Annotated in this window: 13 protein-coding genes and 1 pseudogene; 7 read left to right on the forward strand and 7 right to left on the reverse strand. The window is 65.8% G+C overall.

The annotated features are described in order from the left end of the window. Nucleotides 1–31: 31 nt before the first annotated feature. Nucleotides 32–2,506 carry a GcvT family protein gene (locus tag BHD05_RS07215; protein ID WP_161885830.1) on the reverse strand — a complete coding sequence of 825 codons (2,475 nt, stop codon included), beginning with the start codon at nt 2,504–2,506 and terminating at the stop codon, nt 32–34. Next, the gene (locus BHD05_RS07220) at nt 2,494–3,852 is read right to left on the reverse strand and encodes a flavin monoamine oxidase family protein (RefSeq protein WP_161885831.1); all 1,359 of its coding nucleotides are present in this window, start codon (nt 3,850–3,852) and stop codon (nt 2,494–2,496) included. Before BHD05_RS07220 ends, BHD05_RS07215 begins: the two co-directional genes overlap by 13 nt. 110 nt (nt 3,853–3,962) lie before the next feature. Here BHD05_RS07220 and BHD05_RS07225 point away from each other — a divergent pair, with 110 nt between their 5' ends. Next, complete coding sequence (locus BHD05_RS07225; protein ID WP_161885832.1) at nt 3,963–4,601, forward strand: TetR/AcrR family transcriptional regulator; 639 nt, start codon at nt 3,963–3,965, stop codon at nt 4,599–4,601. A gap of 158 nt (nt 4,602–4,759) precedes the next feature. Then, complete coding sequence (locus tag BHD05_RS07230) at nt 4,760–5,587, forward strand: SDR family NAD(P)-dependent oxidoreductase (protein WP_202614315.1); 828 nt, start codon at nt 4,760–4,762, stop codon at nt 5,585–5,587. Nucleotides 5,588–5,643: 56 nt separating this feature from the next. Here the strand turns inward: BHD05_RS07230 and BHD05_RS07235 are convergent, their stop codons facing one another. Genes BHD05_RS07235 through BHD05_RS07245 form a run of 3 tightly spaced genes read right to left on the reverse strand, consistent with a single transcriptional unit; the run spans nt 5,644 to nt 10,615 of the window. Beyond that, nucleotides 5,644–7,275, reverse strand: coding sequence for a GMC family oxidoreductase (locus BHD05_RS07235; RefSeq protein WP_161885833.1), 1,632 nt, complete (start codon nt 7,273–7,275; stop codon nt 5,644–5,646). Next, a complete protein-coding gene (locus tag BHD05_RS07240; protein ID WP_202614316.1) occupies nt 7,272–8,858 on the reverse strand; it encodes an AMP-binding protein in 1,587 nt (528 codons plus the stop codon). The genes BHD05_RS07235 and BHD05_RS07240 overlap by 4 nt, the downstream gene beginning before the upstream one ends. A gap of 8 nt (nt 8,859–8,866) precedes the next feature. Further along, a complete protein-coding gene (locus BHD05_RS07245; protein WP_161885835.1) occupies nt 8,867–10,615 on the reverse strand; it encodes an aldehyde dehydrogenase family protein in 1,749 nt (582 codons plus the stop codon). Between the two features lie 134 nt (nt 10,616–10,749). Here BHD05_RS07245 and BHD05_RS07250 point away from each other — a divergent pair, with 134 nt between their 5' ends. The 3 genes and pseudogenes from BHD05_RS07250 to BHD05_RS07260 all read left to right on the forward strand — a co-directional run bounded on the left by BHD05_RS07250 (nt 10,750) and on the right by BHD05_RS07260 (nt 13,640). Further along, nucleotides 10,750–11,955 carry a PucR family transcriptional regulator gene (locus BHD05_RS07250; RefSeq protein ID WP_161885836.1) on the forward strand — a complete coding sequence of 402 codons (1,206 nt, stop codon included), beginning with the start codon at nt 10,750–10,752 and terminating at the stop codon, nt 11,953–11,955. Between the two features lie 112 nt (nt 11,956–12,067). Continuing rightward, nucleotides 12,068–12,388 carry a GYD domain-containing protein gene (locus BHD05_RS07255; RefSeq protein ID WP_161885837.1) on the forward strand — a complete coding sequence of 107 codons (321 nt, stop codon included), beginning with the start codon at nt 12,068–12,070 and terminating at the stop codon, nt 12,386–12,388. A gap of 23 nt (nt 12,389–12,411) precedes the next feature. Continuing rightward, nucleotides 12,412–13,640, forward strand: a pseudogene (locus BHD05_RS07260) (lipase maturation factor family protein). Here BHD05_RS07260 and BHD05_RS07265 read toward each other — a convergent pair. Then, the gene (locus tag BHD05_RS07265; protein ID WP_161885838.1) at nt 13,637–14,620 is read right to left on the reverse strand and encodes a LacI family DNA-binding transcriptional regulator; all 984 of its coding nucleotides are present in this window, start codon (nt 14,618–14,620) and stop codon (nt 13,637–13,639) included. The pseudogene BHD05_RS07260 and the gene BHD05_RS07265 sit on opposite strands and share 4 nt — an antisense overlap. Before the next feature lie 127 nt (nt 14,621–14,747). On the opposite strand from BHD05_RS07265, the gene BHD05_RS07270 reads away from it, so the two are divergent. Then, nucleotides 14,748–15,572 (forward strand): carbon-nitrogen hydrolase family protein, encoded by an 825-nt coding sequence (locus BHD05_RS07270; RefSeq protein WP_161885839.1) that lies wholly within the window; start codon nt 14,748–14,750, stop codon nt 15,570–15,572. A gap of 11 nt (nt 15,573–15,583) precedes the next feature. Here the strand turns inward: BHD05_RS07270 and BHD05_RS07275 are convergent, their stop codons facing one another. Then, nucleotides 15,584–16,780 carry a pyridoxal phosphate-dependent aminotransferase gene (locus BHD05_RS07275; protein WP_161885840.1) on the reverse strand — a complete coding sequence of 399 codons (1,197 nt, stop codon included), beginning with the start codon at nt 16,778–16,780 and terminating at the stop codon, nt 15,584–15,586. A gap of 70 nt (nt 16,781–16,850) precedes the next feature. On the opposite strand from BHD05_RS07275, the gene BHD05_RS07280 reads away from it, so the two are divergent. Then, complete coding sequence (locus tag BHD05_RS07280; protein ID WP_161885841.1) at nt 16,851–17,417, forward strand: hypothetical protein; 567 nt, start codon at nt 16,851–16,853, stop codon at nt 17,415–17,417. Nucleotides 17,418–17,498: the final 81 nt, after the last annotated feature.

Consider the following 17,498-nt stretch of genomic DNA (forward strand, 5'->3'; position numbering starts at 1 on the left):
GAATTGGCCAGCTCACCTGGTGGGACACGAGTCAGCTCTTCAATCTGATTCCCGCCGGGTCGTAGAACGGTGCCCCAGACACGTCCGCCTCAACTTCGACCGAGCCGCACAATACGGTGAACCGAGCATCATCCGGCACATCACCTCTGATCCGCGCGATCCCACACGCGCGCCCCAGCGTGTAGCCGTAGCTTCCGCTCGTCAGCTTTCCTACAATTCGGCCGTCACAGAGCACCGGCTCGTCGTGAACGAAGACTGGTTCGGGGTCCCGCAGCGCCACGAAGACGGTGCGGGCCTCACGAGGCTGATGTGCGCGGCTTTCGAGGACGGCGCGTCCGACGAAGTCGTCCGGTTTGGCCATCGACACAGTGAATTCGAGGCCGGCTTCAACAGGGTCGTCGATGGGGCCGATGTCATGGCCAAGATGCCGGTAGCCTTTCTCGCTGCGCAACGAGTCGAGTGCGTGGTAGCCGGCCAGTTTCAGCCCCAGGTCATGCCCTTCGGCGACAAGGGCGTCGTAGACGTTGACCGCCTGGTCGGCCGGAACATAAAGCTCGTAGCCGAGTTCTCCGACGAAGCTCAAACGAAGTGCGTATGCACGGGCATCCGCCACCTCCACAGCACGCCCCCACCCGTAGCGGTGCGCCTCATTGCTCCAGTTGTCGGGCGAAATCCGCGCCATCAAGTCTCGACTATTGGGGCCCATCACGGCGAGAGTCGCGAATCCTGATGTCGCGTCGAACACCGCCGCGGCCGTCCCACGCGCCAGACGCTGGATCATGTTGAGCGCCTTGTATTGCGAAGCCGCCGGGGCGATCACCCAATACCGGTCAGAATCGAGCCGCACGACTGTGCCGTCCAATTCGATTCCCCCGCGGGAGTTGAGCATAAGGGCGTAGCGAACTCGCCCGACGGGCAGGCGGATGTCGGCAGTGCAGAGTCGTTGCAGGACCGCTAAGGCATCGGGGCCGGCCACCTCAACCTTGGCGAAGGAGCTCAGGTCGAAGAGCGCAACCCGTTCCCGCGCGGCGCGATGCTCCTCGCCGACCGCGTCAAACCAGTTCTGCCTACCGAAGCTGTACTCATAGCGCCGGGGTGCACCCTCGGGGGCGAACCAGTTCGCACGCTCCCATCCCGTGGTTTCGCCGAATACGGCGGACGCATCATCCAGCCGCGAATGCAGCGGTGAGCGGCGGACGTTCCGGGCGGTGCCAGGCTGGAGCTGCGGCCAGTGCATTGCGTACAGCCGCCCGAGCGATTCACGGGTGCGCGCATGCAGGTAGCGTCGGTTGCTTTGCATGTGTGCGAACCGTCGCACGTCGACGGCCGACGCATCGAAGCCCGCTGCCCCCGAGATCATCCAGTCCGCGACTGCACGACCGGCGCCCGGTCCGAAGAGGATGCCCTGCGAGTTGAAGCCGGCCGCAACGTAGACCCCGGCTACCTCTGCCGCTTCGCCGATCAGGAAGTTGCCATCTGGCGTGAACGACTCTGGGGCGTTGAGGAATCGATCCCATTCGACATCCCGCAGCAGCGGGATGCGCTCTTCGGCGCGTGCGCGGATGCTCGAGAAGTGTTCCCAATCAGCACCGAACTGGGCGAAGCCGGCGTTCCCGATCTCGTCCACCCGCCTCGGGATCCCATCCGGCTCGAATGCGCCGACAAGAAGACGGCCTGCTTCCGGACGAACGTAGAAATAGCCATCCATGTCTCGCAGGATGGGGAGGGAGTCGGCCCCGACGACGTGTGCTGTGCGCACGTGCATGTGCTCGGCCGCGTACAGCGGAGCGCTCACCCCGCATGTGGCTGCGAGGTCGCGAGTCCATAGTCCGCAGGCGAGCAGCACGCGGTCGCACTCGATGTTGCCCCGGTCAGTGGCGACCCCGATCACGCGGCCGTGCTCAGTGAGGACTTCTGCCACCGCGATGTTCTCGCGGATAGTGACACCGGCCTGGAACGCGAGCTGCGCGAGCGCGAGCGCGGCATATCCCGGGTTGATGTGCCCGTCTTCCGGCAGGTGCAGGGCTCCGAGGAGTTGATCACTGGACGCGAGCGGCCAGAGATCGCGCACCTGGTTCGGGCGAAGCATCTCGGCCGGCACGCCCGCCAGTCTCGCGCCGTCGGCGAAGTAGCGGAGCTCGTCCTCGCGTCCGGGAGTGCGCGCCAGCATCACGGAGCCGTTGCTGACGAACGACACGTCGACTCCCGTTCGCTCCTGAAGTGTTCGGTAGGTCTCGAGTCCGAAGCGCGCCAACTCCGTCAGTGGGGGCGTGCTCCGCAAGCTTGTCGTGAGGCCCGCCGCGTGCCAGGTGCTGCCGTTGCCGACCACGCCGCGCTCCAGGAGGAGCACATCGTGATCCCCCTGCTCGGCCAGAAAGTGAGCTGCGGCGCTTCCGATGATGCCGGCGCCGACCACGATGGTCCGCGCACGCGCGGGAGGCTGGGATCGCACCGATTCGCCAGCGAATTGCGCGGCAGTCAGTGAGATGTCGACTAGGCGGTCCATTTGGTCCTCGCTTCGGCTCCGCCCCAGCCCCCCGAGAGCGCCGCGGCCGCGGCGGCGCGGCCGGTCCGCACCGCACCTTCCATGTAGCCGCATACCCACTGATCCGAGCCGCACACGTAGAACGGTGGCTCATGCGTGCCGTGCAGCGGACCGACCCGCATGACGTCGCCCGGGCGCCACGCGGTGATATAGCCCTGAGTCCAGGGATCGACTCCCCACCGGTTGATGAACACCTGTTCTGCGGCAGCAGTTGACGGGCCGAACGCTCGTTCCACCTCACCTAACAGCTCAGCCTGCACAAGGGAGTTCGGCGTCCCCTCGAATATTCCGTGCCGCTCAGCCGGGATGAGGGCGGACAGGATTCCATCGCGCTGAGACCACGTGCCGCCGATGATGCCCTCCTCGAAGTAGGACGATCCGTTCTGATCATTGCGCTCCCAGAACGAATCGGGGTACACATAGACGACCTTGCTGACACGCGCGTTCCTTTGCGAGTGCAACGATGCGAGCCGGGCATCGGACACTCCCTCGACGGTGATGTCCCGCAGCGGGCCGACGGGCAGGGCCGACACCACAGCGTCGCTGGAAAAGACCTCCCCGTCGGAGGTTCGGACGGTGCATCCGCCCGACGTGACACGCACGTGGGTCGCTGGCGATTCGTACCGGATCCGAGACGAGACTGGCAGGGCCAGCTGCTGGATGACGGTGCCGGAGCCTTCGGCGACCCGAAGACTCTCCCACGTGTCGTAGTCGTAGAACCGCGGCTCCGGCGCCGTGGCCTCCTTGCGCAGGTCGGCCAGCAGCGACGTGCGTTCGGGAGACTCAGCCGCGAGCGCGAGCATCGCGAGTCGTCGTGCCCGAACGACGTTCGGGGTCGCCCCCCGGCTGCGGAGCCAATCGGCGACCGAGATGGCGTCGAGTTCACGCGCGTGAGGGTGCGACCACGGATCTGCGGGGTCGACCGTGCTCGCCAGACGGCCGAAATCGTCGTCACAGCGGAGGTAGATCTCCTGGTCCGCCTTGTCGAGCCACCCGAATGAATCGACGATCTCTCGGCCGTCCAGAAGGACGTGCGTGTCATGACCAAAAATCTGAGTGAACGAGGACTCCAGCGTCAAGCCGAGCTCGTCGACGAGCTGGCGATACGCCAAGTGGTGCGGCCCGACCACCTCGCCCCCGAGTTGAACCCGGCGTCCATCGGCCAGAGTCTGTTGGAGCACGCGGCCGCCAGGTCGGGACCGCGCCTCGAGTACCACCACGTCCGCGCCACCGGCGACCAGATCGTTCGCGGCGACCAGCCCCGCGAGTCCGGCTCCGAGCACCACGACGTCACACCGATTCGGCATCTGCTCCAGCCTCCTTGAATGCCGGAACGTATGGCCAACATGAAACTAAAATATTACGGTGATAATGCTCGGGTCAACCTCTCGAGCCGAATACGTGGGAGGCTCGGATCATGACTCTGCAGCGCCAGGAGCCGTCGGCCACGTCACACCACCTGGAACGGCGGGCTACTCTCATCGCTGCCGCGGCAGCGGCGATCGCAGATCGAGGGTTCGAGGGAGTCCGCCTTAGGGATGTCGCGGCCGAATGCGGCGTCACGACCGGCATGCTTCAGCACTACTTCTCGTCACGCGACGAACTGCTCGTCGCGGCGTTCGAGCAGGCCGCCCTCGATCAGGTTGCAGGCTGGCGTCAGGCCATCGCCGCAGAACCGGGCAGCGGAGCGCGGCTCAACGTGCTTCTGGGAAAGATGGTCGAGGAATTCTCTTCGCCCATGACCTGTGTGATCTGGACAGAGCTGTGCGCGACGGCGGCGCGCCGAACGGAGCTTCGACCCCTCGTGTCGCACGTCTTCGAGGAATGGCACCTCATCATCCGCGAGGTTGTGGACGCAGCGGTGTCGGCGGGCGTCATTCGACCGAGTCTGCCGATCGACGATGCGATCGGAATTCTCGTCGCCGCATTCGACGGCTACGAGCTCGATCTCGCGTCGTCGTCCGGCTCGGCTACTGCGGAGTCGGCGAGCCGGCAGATCATGCACCTCGCGAACGTACTCTTCCCCACGGCGGAGGTCGATCGCCACCAGAGCTGAGGTGGCGAACGGACGTTCTGCGGGCGTTCGTGTCGCACGCGGAGAGCACGGCCGGGAATTTCCATCGCGATGGCCTGTTGTCTTCAGGAGCATCGTGCCGGTGGTCGGGAGAGTCTGGCCGCCGTCATCCCGCCGCAATCGAAGGAAGAAGATCGCTTATGGACCTCAACAATCTGGATCTCAGCAACCGGCACGGAATCATCACGGGAGCCGGTCAGGGCATCGGCCAGGCTCTCGCGCTCGAATTCGGTCGGCGCGGAGGTCACCTGCTATTGGTCGGCCGGCAGTCGGCCACGCTCGAAGAAACCGCACGGCTCGTTGCCGCCGAAGGGGGAACGACCGAGATCCTGGTCGAAGACCTGACCCAGCCCGGCGCCGTGGAGCGAATCTCTCAGGCGGTTGCATCCTGGAGCGAGCTTGATCTTCTCGTCAACAACGCCGGCAATGTGCGCGCCGGCCGGCTCGAGCTGACCACCGATGCGGATGTCCACGCGATGATCGACCTGAATCTCACCGCTCCGATCATGCTGACCAAGGCCCTGCTTCCGACCCTTCGCCAGAGCGGGCAGGAACGCGGCAGCATCCTCGTGAACGTTGCCAGCGGGATTGCGCTCGTCGGGATGCCGTTCTACTCGGTCTACGCCGCAACAAAGTCGGGCCTCGCGCAGTTCGGTGAATCGCTCCGCCGCGAATTGATCGGAACCGGCGTGCATGTCGCGACCGTGTATCCCGGCGCGACCGACACGGCGATGATGACATCGCAGAACGCCGGTGCCGACCTCGGGTGGGAGCGTCGATCGCTCGATGAGGTCATCGCCGACCTGATTGCTGCACTCGAGGCCGGCGAGCATGAGATCAACACCGCACCGGAAGGCCGCCGGGCGATGCAACAGCTCAATATCACCGACCCGATGGCCGTGGATGCCGCAATCGCGCCTGGCCTTGAGGCACTCGAACTCGCGGTTCGCGACCACCGCAGCATCTAGAACCGCAGCATCTGGAAGGACCGCCTCGCGTGAGCGCGGGTGCCCTGCAGCAGCGATCACCTGACGGTGACGGACTCCCTCACCCCCTTGCGGGCGCTGGTGAGGATCAGCTTCGCCGCCTTTTCGCCGATCACGATCGAGGGGGCGTTGGTGTGCCCGCGGATGATCTCGGGCATTACCGAGGCGTCCGCGACGCGAAGACCCTGCACCCCGCGTACGCGCAGGTCGCCATCAACAGGCGCAGCGGCATCCGATCCCATGCGCGCCGTGCTCGTGGGGTGGTAGAGGGTGTGGGAGAGCCCGTTGAGCGACTGCTCCGCACGAGCGACCGCTTCGAGGGTCTCGCCGTTCATCGGGCGCAGGTAGGTTCCGTCCGCGACCACCCGCATCGAGGGTGTCGCCAGAATGCGTTCTGCAATGGCCAGACCCGCCATCATGACCGCGCGGTCTTCGCCGCCTGCGTCCGACAGATAGCGGGGGTCGATGATCGGCTTGTCGAGTGGATCGGCGGAGGCGAGCGTGACCGTGCCCGTGCTCTTGGGCTGCAAGAGGATCGGGCCCACACTGATGCCGTGTCCCGGAATGCCGGAAAGACCTTCGTCGACGTAGGCGGCGGGCGCGAAGATGATCTCGACATCCGGCAAGGCGACAGCGTCGCTCGACCGAACAAAGCCGTAGGCCTCGGCGACATTCGACGTGAGCATCCCGCGACGACGCAGCAGGTACTTGCCGACCTCGCCGAGTGCCGTGGCGGTGAACAGCGTTCCGCCAGCGGTCCCGACCGTCAGGAACGACACCAGATGATCCCGCAGGTTGGCCCCAACCTCCGGCGAGTGGGCAACGACCGGAATGCCGAGGGACTTCAGTTGCGCGGCGTCACCGATCCCCGACAGCATGAGCAACTGAGGCGTGTTGACGGCGCCGCCGCTGAGAATGACCTCGGCGCGCGCTGCGGACTGGTGAAGTTCACCGCCGCTCGAGTACTCGACACCCACGGCGCGGGTGCCGTCGAACAGAACACGGGTGGCCTGGGCCCCCGTACGCACGGTCAGGTTGCTGCGCCCCTGCGCGGGGGTCAGATAACCGTTGACGGTGCTGTGGCGCGCGCCCTTGGTCTGGTTGAGCATCGTCTGGCTGAATCCTTCGGGCTGCCGAGAGTTCGGCGGCACGACCGAATAGCCGGCTTCCGTCACAGCCGTGAGGAACGTGCCGGTCAGCTCCCGAGGACTGCGCTGTGCCTCGACGCTCATGGGGCCAGCGACCCCATGCTCGGGATCCGTCGCATCCTGCACCTTCTCGACCTTCTTGAAGATCGGCAGCAGCGACTCGAATGACCAGCCGTCCCCTGCCAGCTCCGCCCAGCGATCGTAGTCGGCAGCGAAGCCACGCACCCACATCATGGCGTTGAGCGACGACGACCCGCCGAGTACCTTCCCGCGCGGCCAATAGATGGTTCGTCCGCCAAGGCCAGGCTGCGGTGTCGTCTCGTATTTCCAGTCGAAGTCGCTCTTGAAAAGACCCGAGAACGCCGCGGGGATGTGGATCGCCTGATTCTTGTCCGAGGATCCCGCCTCGAGCAGCAGCACTGTCGTCGAGGGGTCGGCGCTCAGTCGATTGGCCAGCGCGGCACCGGCAGAACCCGCACCGACGACGACGTAGTCGAAGGCTCCCGCGTCTCGCGCGCTCACGACCGGCCCGCCAGGATCCGAAGGTCCTTGCGCAGGATCTTGCCTGAAGACGACTTCGGAATTGTCTCGATCATCTCGACCTGTCTCACTTTCTTGTAGGGGGCGACGCGTTCGGCGACGAAGGCGATCACCTCGTCTTCGGTCAGTTCCGCTTGCGGTTGCAGCACGACATACGCCTTCGGCACTTCTTCGCCATCCGCATCCGCCACACCGATCACGGCGGCGTCGGCGACCAGCGGATGCGACAGCAGCAGAGCTTCGAGCTCGGCCGGTGCCACCTGGTGGCCCTTGTACTTGATGAGTTCCTTGAGTCGGTCGACGATGGTCACGTAACCCTCCGCGCTGACCGTGGCGACATCGCCGGTGTGCAGGAAACCGTCGTCGGTCAACGCATCCCGGCTGGCCTGCTCGTTGCCCAAGTAACCGACCATGATGTTGGGCCCGCGGCAGAGCAGCTCCCCAGGGCGGCTTACCCCGGTCTCCGGCACCGCGATTTCGTCGCCGGTGAGGGGATCGATGAGACGGCACTCGACGTTCGGAATTGTGAAGCCCACGCTGCCGAGGGGGATGTCAGTCTTCGTCACATCGTGGGCGTGCGACACCGGGCTCATCTCAGACATGCCGTAACCCTGAATGACCCGGCATGTGAGGCGCTCCGCCACGGCGGCAGCGATGGCCTCGTCGAGCGACGCCGCACCCGACATGACGACCCGCACGCTGTCCAGCTGGTACTGGTCGACCAGCGGATGCTTCGCCAACGCCACCGCAATCGGGGGTGCGATGAAGATGTAGCTGCAGCGGTGATCCGTGATGATGCGCAAGAACTCGACCAGATCGAACCGGGGCATCGTCACCAACGTTGCTCGGGTGGATAGCGCCAGGTTGAGCAGCACCGTCATGCCATAGATGTGGAAGAACGGCAGTACTGCCAGCACGGTGTCATCGGAGGTCACCCCGATCAGCGGCCCGCCCTGTGCGACGTTGGCGACGAGATTACGGTGGGTGAGCATGACCCCCTTGGGCTTCGCGGTCGTCCCAGAGGAGAAGGGCAGCACGGCCAGGTGCACGCTCGGGTCGAATATCACGTCGGGAGCGGGTAGTCCTGCGCCGATCAGGTCGGACAGCGAGCGGTGCCCTTCGGCACCGTCCAGCACGATCACGTTCTCACCGACCAGCCCGACGCGCGTGGAGCCGGTGAGCGCAGCGTCGAGTAGCGGCGTGACGGTGATGAGGCGGGTGGCGCCCGCATCCGACAGTTGGGAGGCGATGTCATCGGCGGTCGCGAGGGCATTGATGGTGGTCGCGGTTGCACCGGCCCGCAGGATTCCGTGAAACACGGCGACGAAGGCGGGGGTGTTCGGCGAGTGCAGGGCCACGACATCGCCCACTGCCACACCATCGGCCGCGAGAGCGCCCGCGATCGCGTCGATCTGCGCGATGAGCTCGCGGTAGGTCGTGGTCGCCCCGGATGTGCCGTCGGTGACGGCGGCGCGATCCAGGTCGGCTTCGTCGATCGAGCCGAAGAGGAAGTCGTAGAGGCTCAGCTCGGGGATGCTGACGTTGGGGTACGGGCTAGCGAACACGGTTGGCGCTACGCCTTGAACGCGGACAGGAAGATCGCGGGCATCTTCGCCCACGAGGGTTTGGCGACGAAGCCGGTCAGCAGACGTCCGGTGGTTCGGGCGCTGCGGGCTGTCACAAACCAGGGCGGCTTGGGGAACAGCGCGAACTCGCCGTGGGCGAAGGAGCGAGGGAACGGGCGGAAGGGACCCGTGACGACGGTGCGTTCCACATCGTCGATGAGTAGGGCGTTGTGCACGACTCCGACGCCTGACTGCACGTCGTCGATGGTGTGGCCGGGGAATGCCCCCCACGTTGCCGTCGCGGTGAGGAATCCGACACCGGTCCACGCATTGATTGCAACGGTGCCGTACCGGAGTGCAGCGACGGCGTTCCGGAAGCCGATGCCCAGTTTCTTGATGACGGCCGGGTCGGCGATGATGTTCGCGCCCAGAGTGCCCAGGAAGTCCCGGTTGACGGTGGCCACGGCGGTGTCGAGGTAGGCCTGTCCGGTGCCCGGCAGCTCGATGACGCCGAGGACGGGGGAGAAGTACTCGGTCGACTCGATGACGGAGGTATCCTCGCCGGCTTTGATGTCCACGAGGAGTCGCGTGCCGTTGGCGAGTCGCTGTGCCTTCGGATAGCAGGCTTGCGCATCCTGAAGGCGGGAGTCGCTGCCGGGATACCACGCGCGCCGCTGCGGTGCGCGCTCCAGCGCGGCACGCAGTTCTGACAGGAAGGCCTCCTTCTGCGGCCAGTCCTTGCTGAGCACCACAATCTGTCCAGCGATGCAGTTGTATCCGCCGTTGTGCAGGCGCTGCGTGGCGACGTGCTCCGCCTGGTAGCGCAGGTCGCGCTGTGTCCATTTGCTGGGCACGAGGATGATGGGCGAGACGCCGCCGAGCTCACTCGTCATCGGCTTGGCGAGCACCGGCGTTCCTGCGGCCCGTCGCTTCACCGCCTCCGCGCCAGTGCCCCACACGATCGCATCATGCGTCGCGGTACTTCCGGTCATGTGCACATGGTCGATACCGGGGTGATGGGCAAGGTAGGTTCCCTCGGCAGCTCCACCCTGCACAATCCGGACCAGTTTTGCGGTGACCAGCGGCTGAAGTGCCGCGAGGTAGACGCTCATCATGCCGGCCATTGTCGGGTTGAGCTTGAGCACCACCGCCCTGTTGTTGGCCACGATTTCATACAGCACGTCAAGGGGCGGGATGGAGGTGATGTTGCCGGCGCCGAGCACGAGTCCCACACCGCCGGAGACTGTCGGAGCAAGCTCCCCGAGGCCCGCGGCGGCCACCGCCTTTGCCGCCGTGACGCCCGGCTTGAGCCACACTTCCGCGCTGAATCCGTTGAGCAGCAGCGCCTCATATGCAGTGTGCGGAAGAACGGGGACGGTGACCCGGTTACCTGGCGCGGTTCCCATCTTGATACCCGACAGTGGCGACTTCCCTGCTGCGAGGCCGGCCACAGTGTGCGAGAGCGTGCCGACACCCGCGAGGGCAGCGTAGGGTCCGGAGATCCACTCCTCGCCTACGAGCTGGGATGTCGCATCCAGCCCCTTGATGTCGCGAGCGCGCAGTGCCCAACGCTGCGCCTGCGCCGCCATCGCGGCGTGGGTCGCAGCGAGCAGTCCGGCACGTCCAGCGAGCGGCATCGAGGCCCACTGTGCGGAACCCTCACTCAGATCGCTGATCGTCGCGTCGAGCATGGCTCGTGCGGTGGCAGACAGTTCGGAAGCGGGAGCGGTCTGCGGGGTGGGCGCGTCGATGGTCATGGATCTCCTTTGATCGTGTCAATCAGTGTTGCGGCGCGAGGCCTCCCGTCCGATAGGCAGCTGCCCCGTATTTCGACTACCGAGGTTGTGCGGCTGCACAACTGGAACCTCGCGTGCCCGGCTATGGTCCTTACATGAGCACTTCGAACAATGCGGTTCGGGACCCAGGGACAGCCGCACACGAGATCGACGCGGACGCGGTTGCGCTTTTCGCCGAGATGCTCGAGTCCGTCGGCACCATCGCCGATCGCATCGTCGAACAGATTCTCACCGGGGAGCACTCCTATGAGGAGAGCACCCTGGCGGTGCCTGTGCTGCAATCGGTGGTGACAGAGAACGTGGACGCCCTGCTTCGAGGGCTCTCGGGCGGGCACCGGCTGCTCGATGCGCCGCGCCGCGCCGGACGGGTGAAGGCGGAGTCCGGCATCCCCATGGCGGGGCTGTTGCACGCCTACCGCCTTGCTGGCCTGCAGCTATGGGAGGAGATGATTGCGCGGTCGCACGTGTCGCAGCGTTCCGAGTCACTGCTGCGCGTGTCCTCCTCTGTCTGGGGCATCATCGACGAGTACTCGAATGCGGCAGCCGAGTCCTACCGCGAGGTCATCGACGATCTGGGTCGCAAAGACCAGCAAGCCAAGAGCGTGATGCTCCTGAGCCTGCTCGAAGGAGAGACAGTGCATGGCGAGGTATCGCGCCTGTTGCGTGCGCTCAACCTCCCGGAGCACGCCACCTATCTTGTCGTTGCCGCTGAATTGAGTGGCACGGGTGCCGACCCCATGCCCGGCATCGCCACACGACTTCGCGCCGCGGGGATCGCCTCGGCCTGGGCGACGTGGAAGGGCGAGTTCGTCGGACTGCTGGGATGCATCTCCGAATCGGAAGTGGCTATCGCGATCAACGTCGTAGCCGAACGTGCGGCCTCGCGTATCGGCATCAGCCGGAGCCTGGTATCTCTCGCGGATGCCCGCGACGCCGTTCACCAGGCACGCATGTCGTTGCGATGCACGCCGCGGGCAAATGTGGGTGTCCGCCGGTTCGGTTCAGCGCCACTCGACGTACTCATCGTCAGCGACCCGTCGGCGGCGTCCGAGCTCCGAACCGACGTTCTCGGCCCTGTCCTCGAACTCGGGCTAAAAGACAGGACACCCCTGCTCGACACTCTGGAGGCGTGGTTCGCGGCCGAGGGCTCGACTGCCGAGGCTGCGCTGCGGCTTCACTGCCATCGAAACACCGTGCTCTACAGGCTCTCGAAGCTCACAGAGTTGACTGGGCGCTCCGTGTCGAGGCCATCGGATGCCGCGGAGCTGTACGCGGCGATGCGGGCAGCCCGTCTGGCGTGATTCTGTCGCACGCGAGTGCACCCGTTGTCAGGGCGGCGAGTCGGTCCTACTATCAGCGCACAGCGCTCGCTGGTATTGCCCACATCACCGACATCACGGGACGGGATTGGCCATGACAAAGTACCTGTTTGAAGCGAACTACGTTGGCGAGGGCATCACTGGCCTCATGCGCGAAGGCGGCACAAAACGGCGCGAGGCGGTCGTCGAAGCCCTGAGGTCCGCTGGCGGGTCGCTCGAGTGCTTCTATTACGCCTTCGGGGACACCGATGCACTCGGAGTGTTTGAGATCCCGGACGAGGCCGATGCACTCGCCCTCTCGCTCATGATCAATTCGACCGGCGCGGTGAAGCTCCGTCTGAAGCCGCTGATGTCGCCGGAGGACCTCGACGAAGCCGCCAAGAAGACGCCGTCCTACAGGCCACCCGGGCAGTAACGGGCGCCGAGCATTTCGGCACGATGGACTGGTTCAGCGCGAACGAGTACGAACTGGCGCGGCAGGTGCTGCAGCGGGGGATCGGCGCCTGCTACCTGATCGCCTTCGTGTCGACGATCAACCAGTTTCCGGCGCTCCTGGGTGAGCGCGGGCTGCTGCCGGTGCCGCGGCTGCTCGCTCGCATTCGCTACCGGCAGTCGCCCAGCGTGTTCCACTGGCGCTATTCCGACCGGATGCTGCTCGCAATGTGCTGGACGTGTGCAGCCATCGCCGCCTCGCTCGTCATCGGCCTGCCGCAGCTCGGGCCGCCCTGGCTGCCGATGATCGCGTTCCTCCTGCTGTGGGCCGCCTACCTCTCGATCGTGAATGTGGGGCAGACGTTCTACTCGTTCGGGTGGGAGAGCCTGCTCATCGGCTCATCAAGATCCGCGGGGGAGCGGAGTGGCGTGACCTGACCGCGCTCGACTATCACCATGAGACGCAGCCGATGCCGAATCCGGTGAGCTGGTTCGCGCACCGGCTTCCCACGGGTGTGCACCGGCTCGAGGTGCTCGGCAACCACGTCGTGCAGCTCGGCGTGCCGATCTTCCTCTTCGCCCCGCAGCCCGTCGCCTCGATTGCCGCCACGCTGATTATCGTGACGCGGCTGTTCTTCCCGACGCTCGCAGACTCCAGCGGGGCGGGGGCGCCGATCTGGTTCATCGTGGTCGTGCTCACGGTCACCGCGCTGCTCGTCGTGCTGAGCTATTGGCCAGCCCGCAACCTCGTCGCTCGCCGCCAACTCATGAACGCGAGCTTCAACCGCCACCACCTCGTCAATGCCTATGGCGCGTTCGGAACCGTCACCAAGCGGCGGAGGGAGGTGGTGGTCGAGGGCACCAGCGCCAGTGAGCCAGACGCCGGGGCGCTGTGGCGGGAGTACGAGTTCACGGGCAAGCCGGGTGACCCGATGCGGATGCCCCGGCAGTTCGCGCCGTACCACCTGAGACTGGATTGGCAGATGTGGTTCCTCGCGCTCGGTTCGGCCGACACCAGCTGGTTCCAGCGGTTGCTGCTGCGCCTGCTCGAACACGACAGAGCGACCCTGCGCCTGCTGCGGGTGAACCCCTTTCCGGATGCACCGCCGCGGTGGCTACGCGCGCGGGTGTACGACTACCGGTTCACGACGTGGGCGGAGCGCAAGGAAAGCGGGGCGTGGTGGGTACGCACCGAGGTCGGGCTCCTCGTACCGCCGGTGTCCCTGCGCGACTAGGGCGCCGCGGGAGTCGTCGTTGCTGCCGCCTCTGGGTTGTTGCACCCGCAGCTGCGCCGGAGCACGAGCGAGGACGGCAGGATGTCGTGGGTCTCGTCGAGGTTCGACTTGTCGAGGCGGGCGAGCACGCGCTTCATCGCCGTCTCGGCGATGGTCTGGATGCCGGGGTCGACGCTGCTGAGGCCTGGGAACGCCCGCGCGGCGAGCTCGGATCCGTCAAACGACATGACGGCGATGTCGCCGGGGACATACAAGTTTGCCTCACGGACGGCACGGATGACGCCAACGGCCTGCATGTCGGTCGTGACGAAGAAGGCGGTGGGTCGGCTGGACTCGAGGAGCTCCTTCGCCGCGAAGTAGCCGCCGTCGCGATCGTCGTTGCGCGCAATGAGACCATCGTCGCAGGGGAGACCGGCCGACTCGAGCGCGGAGCGCCATCCGTTCACGCGCTCCTCGAGCAGGTTCGACACGGATGCGGAACTCGTGACGCACGCGACGCGGGTATGGCCGTGCACCTCGACGAGGTGCCGAACCGCCGTGGCCGCGCTCTCACAGCTCTCCGCAACGACCGACGACACGCCGAGCCCGTGCGGGATCGTGTCGAGAATAAGCACGGGGAGGCCCTTGGCTGCGATCTCGGCCAGGTGGCCCGCGTTCACGCCGAGCATGATGACGGCGTCGACCTGGCGGTCCGCGTAGGTGCGCAGGTAGCGCTTCTCGCGCTCGAGGTCGTGTCCGACGGTGCCGATGAACAGCACATAGCCGGCATCGTAGGCGATGTCTTCGATCGCGCGCACGAGAGACGCGGTGGCCGGGTTGTTGAGGTCGGGCACCATGAGCCCGATCGACATCGTCGAAGACCGGCGCAGCGCCTGCGCGATCGCGTTGGGGCGGTATCCGGTCTCGAGAATCGCCTGCTCGATGCGAGCACGCGCGGCGGCGGAAACCGGGCGGGAGCCGGGGTTGAGCACGTAGCTCACCACTGCCGGCGAAACGCCAGCACGACGCGCCACATCTGCCCGCGTGACTGCCACAGTCGTCCCCTGCCCCTTTTAGTCTCTCAAGACTAGCCCCCGCCGCAGTGCGGCTTCGGCCTACGCTGGGCGGATGTACAATTTTCGCCCGGCCGATTCGACTGCTATTGCCGTAGCGCAATTCGCCCCGACTGTCGATCGTGCGGCCAACCTCGAGAAGGTGAGAGATCTCGCAACACTGGCGGCGTCCCGAGGAGCCAAGCTCGTCGTTTTTCCCGAGTACTCAGCCTTCTTTGAGTCCCAGCTCGGCCCGGAATCCGTCGCCGCGGCAGAACCGCTCGACGGGGAGTTCGTCGCCGCGCTCGGCGCGATCGCGAAGGTTCTCGGCATACACCTTGTAGCGGGCATGCTCGAGACCACGACCGACCCGACGCGCCTGTCGAATACCCTCGTCGCCGTCGACCCTGGCGGTCTGCTTGTCGCGAAATATCGCAAGATGCACCTCTACGACGCGTTCGGCCAGAGCGAGAGCGACTTCGTTGTCGCTGGCCCGATCGAGCCGCCCGAGACCTTCACCATCGACGGCCTCACGATCGGACTGCAGACCTGCTACGACATCAGGTTTCCCGAAGTCACCCGCCGTCTTGCCGATGCGGGGGTGGATGTCGTTCTGCTGCCGTCGGAATGGGTGCGCGGGCCGCTCAAGGAACATCATTGGCGCACCCTGGTGACGGCTAGGGCGCTGGAGAACACCCTCTACATCGCTGCGGCCGACCAGGCACCGCCGATCGGCGCCGGCAACAGCATGATCGTCGACCCCATGGGGGTCGAGCTCGCGACGGTGGGCGAACAGATCGACGTCGGGATCGCGTGGGTGTCGAGGACCCGCATCAAGGAGGTCAGGGCCCGCAACCCCGCGCTCGCGTTGCGCCGCTTCGTCATCACGGAGCGCAGCTAGCCGGGGGTCCGTCAGCGTGCGAGGCGCTCCAGCTGGACGGATGCCCGTTCGAGCACCTCGACCCGCTTGCAGAACGCGAAGCGCACGAGCGAGCGGTACTCGTGGCGATTCTCCTCGTGCACGAACGAGGTGAGCGGAATCGCCGCGACGCCCGCGAGCTCGGGGAGAGCACGGCAGAACTCTGCGCTGTCGGGGTAGCCCAGCCCCGCAGCATCCGCGACGACGAAGTATCCGCCCTTCGGTTGGGAGATCGAGAACCCCGCCGCCACGAGCCCGGCGGAGAGAACGTCACGCTTGTGGCGCAGGTCGTCGGCGAGTTCGTGGAAAAACGTGTCGGGCAGCTGGAGGCCGACCGCGATCGCGGGCTGGAACGGCGCACCGTTGACGTAGGTGAGGAACTGCTTCACGGCCATGATCGCTGTCACGAGTTCCGGCGGGGCGGTAATCCATCCGATCTTCCACCCGGTGGTGTTGAATGTCTTCCCGCCGCTCGAGATCGTGACTGTGCGCTCCCGGGCTCCCGGCAGCGAGGCGATCGGGATGTGGGGTTCGTCGAAGATCAGGTGCTCATACACCTCGTCGGTCACGACGATCGCGTCGTGCTTGTGCGCGAGCTCGACGATGAGTTCGAGCGTCTCGCGCGGGAGCACCGCACCGGTGGGGTTGTGCGGATTGTTGATGAGGATGAGACGGGTGCGGTCGGTCACCGCCGCGCGCAGGTCGTCGTGATCGGGGAGGAAGCGGGGTGCCCGGAGCGGCACGGTGCGGTGCGTCGCTCTGCTCAGCCCGATCATCGCGGCATAGGAGTCGTAGAACGGCTCGAGCGTGACGACCTCGTCCCCGTCGTCGGCGAGGGCGAGGATCGTGGCCGCGAGCGCCTCGGTGGCTCCCGCCGTGACGAGCACCTCCCTGTCCGGGTCGACCCAGATGCCGTAGAAGCGCTCCTGATGCTCGGCGATGGCCTCACGCAGAACGGGCATCCCCAGGCCGGGCGGGTACTGGTTCATTCCGCTTGCGATGGCGCGCTGCGCTGCGACCAGCACCTCCTGGGGGCCGTCCTGGTCGGGGAAGCCCTGGCCGAGGTTGATCGCCCCCGTGGCGGCAGCGAGAGCGGACATCTCAGCGAAGATCGTTGAGCGGAGTTTGCCGTCGTCGCCGAGAAGCATGGCGGCGCGGGCGGTTCGAGCCCAGGCTCCGGATATCGTCATGGCCTCCAACCTATCGCGTGGGTTGTGGATAGATCTGGCGCGAGATCCTCCCGGGGCCTAGCGTCGGCTCATGAGGAAGTATCCGCGCGCCTCGCTGCTGGCGTTGGCCGCGCTCGCCGCATTCGCATTGAGCGGATGCTTCGCGGCGACCCCCGTCGAACCTCCCGCCCCGACGGCAAGCGCCACCCCCGTGTTCGCGTCGGAGGAGGAGGCACTGGCGGCGGCGACGGAGGCCTATGCGGCGTATCAGCAGGCAGTCGACGGCGCATTGACGACTTATGAAATTGATCGACTCAGCAAGGTATCGGTTGGCACTGCTCTCGAAGAGGCAGTTTCGTCCGTTGCTGAATTTGTGGAAAGCGATCAGCGTCAATTCGGATCGTCGGCGGTCAAAGTCGTGTCCATAGTCGATGCCTCGTCCCTCGTCGATGGCTCTGAGTTAGACCAATTCCTCCAGATTTATGCTTGTCTCGATCTCGGTGGAACCGATGTCCTTGATGGAGAAGGCCGCTCAGTAGTACCGGCCGGGAGTGCCCGCGTCTATCCGTTGATTGCGACCCTGACATGGTCAGATCAAGCCTCTCGTCTTCTGGTTAGTAGCGAGGAGAGCTGGGATGGTAAGAACTTCTGCGCGTAAGGGAAGGGGGCTGCGGGTTTGGATCGGCTTGGCGGTCTGCGTGCTTGTTGCATTGACGGTTCCGGTGGGACCGCCTGCGAC

The sequence above is a fragment of the Marisediminicola antarctica genome (assembly GCF_009930795.1).
Classification (GTDB): Bacteria; Actinomycetota; Actinomycetes; order Actinomycetales; family Microbacteriaceae; genus Marisediminicola; species Marisediminicola antarctica.

Excerpts from the sequence above, each read along its gene's own strand:
- BHD05_RS07215 (WP_161885830.1), bottom strand. The coding sequence starts at position 2,506 with ATGGACCGCCTAGTCGACATCTCACTGACTGCCGCGCAATTCGCTGGC.
- BHD05_RS07220 (WP_161885831.1), bottom strand. The coding sequence starts at position 3,852 with ATGCCGAATCGGTGTGACGTCGTGGTGCTCGGAGCCGGACTCGCGGGG.
- BHD05_RS07225 (WP_161885832.1), top strand. The coding sequence starts at position 3,963 with ATGACTCTGCAGCGCCAGGAGCCGTCGGCCACGTCACACCACCTGGAA.
- BHD05_RS07230 (WP_202614315.1), top strand. The coding sequence starts at position 4,760 with ATGGACCTCAACAATCTGGATCTCAGCAACCGGCACGGAATCATCACG.
- BHD05_RS07245 (WP_161885835.1), bottom strand. The coding sequence starts at position 10,615 with ATGACCATCGACGCGCCCACCCCGCAGACCGCTCCCGCTTCCGAACTG.
- BHD05_RS07250 (WP_161885836.1), top strand. The coding sequence starts at position 10,750 with ATGAGCACTTCGAACAATGCGGTTCGGGACCCAGGGACAGCCGCACAC.
- BHD05_RS07255 (WP_161885837.1), top strand. The coding sequence starts at position 12,068 with ATGACAAAGTACCTGTTTGAAGCGAACTACGTTGGCGAGGGCATCACT.
- BHD05_RS07270 (WP_161885839.1), top strand. The coding sequence starts at position 14,748 with ATGTACAATTTTCGCCCGGCCGATTCGACTGCTATTGCCGTAGCGCAA.
- BHD05_RS07275 (WP_161885840.1), bottom strand. The coding sequence starts at position 16,780 with ATGACGATATCCGGAGCCTGGGCTCGAACCGCCCGCGCCGCCATGCTT.
- BHD05_RS07280 (WP_161885841.1), top strand. The coding sequence starts at position 16,851 with ATGAGGAAGTATCCGCGCGCCTCGCTGCTGGCGTTGGCCGCGCTCGCC.